Below are 4,179 nucleotides of genomic sequence, written 5' to 3'. Positions count from 1 at the left end.
AAAAAGCCGAAGCATTGCTGCTCAAGCTGCGCCCGCACATCGCCTACTTCAACTCTTCGAAGTTCATCAGCGATCTGTCCAACGGCAATATCTGCGTGGCGGTTGGCTGGTCCGGGGCGATGCTCGAAGCCAAGACCAATGCCGAGCAGGCCAACAACGGCGTAAAGATCGCCTACAGCCTGCCCAAGGAAGGCGCGCCGGTGTGGTTCGATACCTTGGTGCTGCTCAAGGACGCCCCCAATCGCGCCCAAGGCCTGGCGTTTATCGATTACCTGCTGCGGCCCGAGGTAATCGCGCCGGTCAGTGATCACCTGTCGTACCCGAACGGCAATCGCGCCGCGACAGCGCTGGTGGCAGCAGCCACTCGCGACAACCCGGCGGTGTACCCGTCCCCTGCCGCCATGGCCACCCTCTACACCCTCGAACCCTTGCCCAAAGCCGTCGAACGCGTGCGTACGCGGGTGTGGAGCAAGGTCAAGAACGGCCAGTAACCCGCGCAAGAAATCTGCCTGCCTCATCCGAGCGGTAAGCCGCCCGACCTTTTGAATCAAGAGACTGAATCTTATGAATCCGCGTGCCCGTGATCTCGATATCCTCATTGGCCAGATGCAACCCGGCCCGCTCAACGCCATCACCGATGTGCCAGGCGTGCGCGTCGGTCACAGCAATGTACGCGGTCGCAGCAGCAGCGGCCGTGACATCTGCACTGGCGTCACGCTGATCGAGCCGCGCCCCGGCTCGACCAGCCAGCAACCGTGCTTTGCCGGCGTGCATGTACTCAATGGCAACGGTGATGCGACCGGCCTGGAATGGATTCGCGAGGCCGGTCTGCTGACCAGTCCGATTGCCTTTACCAACACCCACAGCCTCGGTGTGGTGCGGGATGCGCTGATTGTGCTGGACCGAGAGCAGCAGCCGGATGACGGGCGGCTTTACTGGAATATGCCGGTGGTGCTGGAGACCTTCGATGGACTTCTCAATGACATCAACGGCTTTCACGTCAAGCCCGAGCATGTCGCCGAGGCACTGAACGGCGCCGTGGACGGCCCGGTGCGCGAAGGTGCGGTGGGTGGTGGCAGCGGCATGATCTGCCACGAATTCAAAGGTGGCATCGGCACCGCATCGCGCCGTTTGAGTGCTGCCCAGGGAGGCTGGACCGTTGGCGCGATCGTGCAGGCCAACCACGGCATTCGCAGTGAATTACGCGTCGATGGTTACCCGGTCGGGCGCTATATGGAACAGAAGGATTCACCGTTCCTGCGGGCAGCGCTGCCGCACCCGGGCATGGGCTCGATCGTCGTCTGCCTGGCGACTGATGCGCCGCTGCTGCCCCATCAATGCACGCGTCTGGCACAACGTGCCAGCCTGGGCCTGGCGCGTACCGGCGGCGGTAACGAAGACCACAGCGGCGACATCTTCATTGCCTTCGCCACTGGCAATGATCACGTCCCGCCTGCGGCTTACGAGGCTAAACGCGCAGCCACCTGCGACGGTTTGCGCATGGTCAACAACGACCACATCAGCGAGCTGTTCCTGGCCGCGACCGAAGCCGTTGAAGAAGCGATCATCAATGCCCTGCTCGCCAGCGACAGCAGCGAGGGCAACGGCCATTCGGTGCCGGGCCTGGATGCGCAAACGCTTTTGGCGGCACTGGCAAAATCGGGTTGGCCAGGGTCGCGCCCGGCGTGAACCGGCATTGTGCAAGGACGACTGGCGGTACTTGAGTCGTCCGTTGCACGCTCCTAGGATGAAGCTACGCGGTGACTGGATTGATCCGGCGCTGCGTAGGCGTGGGTGTTCTGAACCCCAATCAAGCCCACGCCTTGCTTCACACGCCTCTTGAGCCTCACGGGCTCTACTTCCTCCCCATCAAGAGCTTTGAGGCTCTTTTTTTGTCTGCGTATTTCAGTTCTCGGCGAGACCTTCGGCGCGAATCGAACGCCATGCCGCTTGCGCGAGCACTTCGCGATAGGCACTCGGGCTGCCTTTCACTCGCCCTGCCAGCCAGGCTCGGCAGTAGCTGTCCGCTTGGCCAATGATCAGCGATGGCAGCAGCTCGGCAGGCAAATCCTGAAGTTCGGCGGCGCGACCCGATTGCGTCAGCCATTGGCGCAGACGCAGGTTGCGCGTCTTGTTGCGCTCGGCCAGCTCGTCCTTGAACGGGCCTTTGGTCACGGCGAACCGCGCGTGGTACTGGAAACGCGCCCACTGCGGTTGTTGCTCGACCCAGTCGACATAGCTGAAGACCAGCGCCTGCACGCCTTTTTGAGTGGTATCGGCCGCGTCCAGATACGCATCACGCAAACGCGCCTGATCCTCCAGCGCGGTGAAAAACAGCGCCGCGACCAGCCCTTCCTTGTTGCCGAAATGGTGATAGATCGCGCCGACGCTGGTGTCGCATTCGGCGCGGATCATTTCGATGGTGGTGGCCTCGATCCCCTGTTCGTTGAACAGGCTCAGGGCCTTGTGAAAGATATCGCGTTTGAGTTCGGCGCGGCGGCCGGGGTAGCTGCGTTCCAATAGATCGGCGGTGTCCATGCTGCTCGGGTCCAAAAACGGTGGTTGATAAAGGGCGTCACGTGCCCGTGAACAAATCGCGCCTAGGTTGACAGATTTGCCGTGAACAGAATACCGTTCCGTTACAGAACATTATTCTGTAACGGAACATCATTCTGCAAACTACCCAGCGAGGCTTCCCATGAGTCAATCTCTCAGCATGTTCAACAGCGTCGGCCCGGATGCATTCAGCAAAATGGCCTGCCAGTTCGCCCCGTACTTCAGCAGCATCAATCCGCTGATTTCCGAGTTGCGCCCGAATGCCGCCACCGTGCACGTGCCGTTTCGCAAGGAAATCACCAACCACCTCGGCACGGTGCACGCGATCGCCATGTGCAACGCGGCAGAACTGGCCGGCGGAATGATGACCGACGTGTCGATCCCGGCCGGCGCGCGCTGGATTCCCAAAGGCATGGCCGTGGAATATCTGGCCAAGGCGAAAACCGACGTCACCGCTGTGGCCAGCGCTGAAGGTGTGGATTGGCAAAGCGATGGCGACAAGGTAGTCAACGTCGACATTCACGATACCGAGGGTAAAAAAGTCTTCACCGCGCGTATCACCATGAACGTCAAGCTCGGTTAGCAGGTACAAAAAAGCCCTTGCCGCGGGATACGCAGCAAGGGCTTTTGATTGGCCGACGATCAGTGCAGGGTCAGGCGCTGACGGACAAATTCTTCTACGTGGCGGCTGGCCTGGTCCAGATGGCGGTCGCGTTGTTTTTCCGCATCGAGCATCGCGCGCTTGCCGTTCTTCTGCAGCAGATAGGTGTGAATCTGCTGCACTTCCAGCGAGCGATAGATCGGCGTGGTGTCGATGAACCCGCGCAGGCCGTTGCTGCGGTAATGCCGCGTACTCATCAGCACCTGGGTTTCGCGCTGGCCGATCACTTCAAAACCCAGTGCCTCGAAATACGGTACCTTGCCAATGCTGCAGGCCAGTTCCGCATGCGGGTAGCGCCCGACCATGTCCGCGAGCATCGCCCGCGCCACACCCTGACGCCGATGACCTTCACGCACCGCCATGTACGCGACGCTGCACGCCTCCCAATCGCCCTGCACCGGTAGACAGATGAGAAATCCGATGACTTGCTCCGGGTCTTCTTCGTTTGTGGCCACCAGCAATTCCACCTCGGTGCCCTTCTGCCCGTTCAACGCCTCGAGATACAGATGCACCTCATAACCGACCGCGTACTGATAAACGTTGTACAGCAGATTGCTCGGGCCGAGGCCGACCGCACTGATGTCGGTCAGGTAATCGACGACCATTTGCAGGATCTGGCTGTTGACGCTTTCCGGGCATGGGGAGGTGTAGTGGGTGATGCGTGGCATGGGCAAACTCCGGCGATAAAAAACGTTGCCGATGATCAGAGCCGTCGACGAACCGCGACATCATACCGTGCCGGATCTATTGAACCGTCACTGTTGTGGCGCCACCACCCTGAATTTGATGTTGATGTCCCTCGACACCACGCTGTCAGCCCACTCTCCTGCGCCGAGGCCGAACTCCTCACGGTTGAGCACCAGCTCACCGTCGAAGATGCCGATGGCGTTGTCCGGTTTCAATTCCACCGGCACCTCGACCTCGCGAGTGATGCCCTTGAGCGTGAGCTGACCGGCGACTTG

Annotated in this window: 6 protein-coding genes; 3 read left to right on the top strand and 3 right to left on the bottom strand. The window is 60.7% G+C overall.

Annotated features, from left to right (window positions below; translation table 11 throughout):
* Both D6877_RS25885 and D6877_RS25880 read left to right on the top strand, forming a co-directional pair.
* Positions 1 to 491: extracellular solute-binding protein (locus D6877_RS25885; protein WP_130912544.1), on the top strand; the 491-nt coding region annotated here is incomplete at its 5' end.
* 73 nt (positions 492 to 564) lie between these two features.
* A complete protein-coding gene (locus tag D6877_RS25880) occupies positions 565 to 1,689 on the top strand; it encodes a P1 family peptidase (protein WP_130912543.1) in 1,125 nt (374 codons plus the stop codon).
* Positions 1,690 to 1,905: 216 nt separating this feature from the next.
* Here the strand turns inward: D6877_RS25880 and D6877_RS25875 are convergent, their stop codons facing one another.
* Positions 1,906 to 2,538, bottom strand: coding sequence for a TetR/AcrR family transcriptional regulator (locus D6877_RS25875; protein WP_130912542.1), 633 nt, complete (start codon positions 2,536 to 2,538; stop codon positions 1,906 to 1,908).
* Positions 2,539 to 2,698: 160 nt separating this feature from the next.
* Between D6877_RS25875 and D6877_RS25870 the strand changes: the two genes are divergently transcribed.
* Complete coding sequence (locus D6877_RS25870) at positions 2,699 to 3,139, top strand: hotdog fold domain-containing protein (protein WP_130912541.1); 441 nt, start codon at positions 2,699 to 2,701, stop codon at positions 3,137 to 3,139.
* A gap of 59 nt (positions 3,140 to 3,198) precedes the next feature.
* On the opposite strand, the gene D6877_RS25865 is transcribed toward D6877_RS25870, so the two are convergent.
* Positions 3,199 to 3,885 carry a GNAT family N-acetyltransferase gene (locus D6877_RS25865; RefSeq protein WP_130912540.1) on the bottom strand — a complete coding sequence of 229 codons (687 nt, stop codon included), beginning with the start codon at positions 3,883 to 3,885 and terminating at the stop codon, positions 3,199 to 3,201.
* An 87-nt stretch (positions 3,886 to 3,972) separates the two neighbouring features.
* Positions 3,973 to 4,179, bottom strand: a 207-nt coding sequence (locus D6877_RS25860; RefSeq protein WP_130912539.1) for a YceI family protein, incomplete at its 5' end; no start/stop codon positions are given.

This window comes from Pseudomonas sp. Sample_9 (assembly GCF_004307535.1).
GTDB lineage: Bacteria > Pseudomonadota > Gammaproteobacteria > Pseudomonadales > Pseudomonadaceae > Aquipseudomonas > Aquipseudomonas mercuritolerans.
This window is presented reverse-complemented; position numbering and strand designations above follow the sequence as displayed.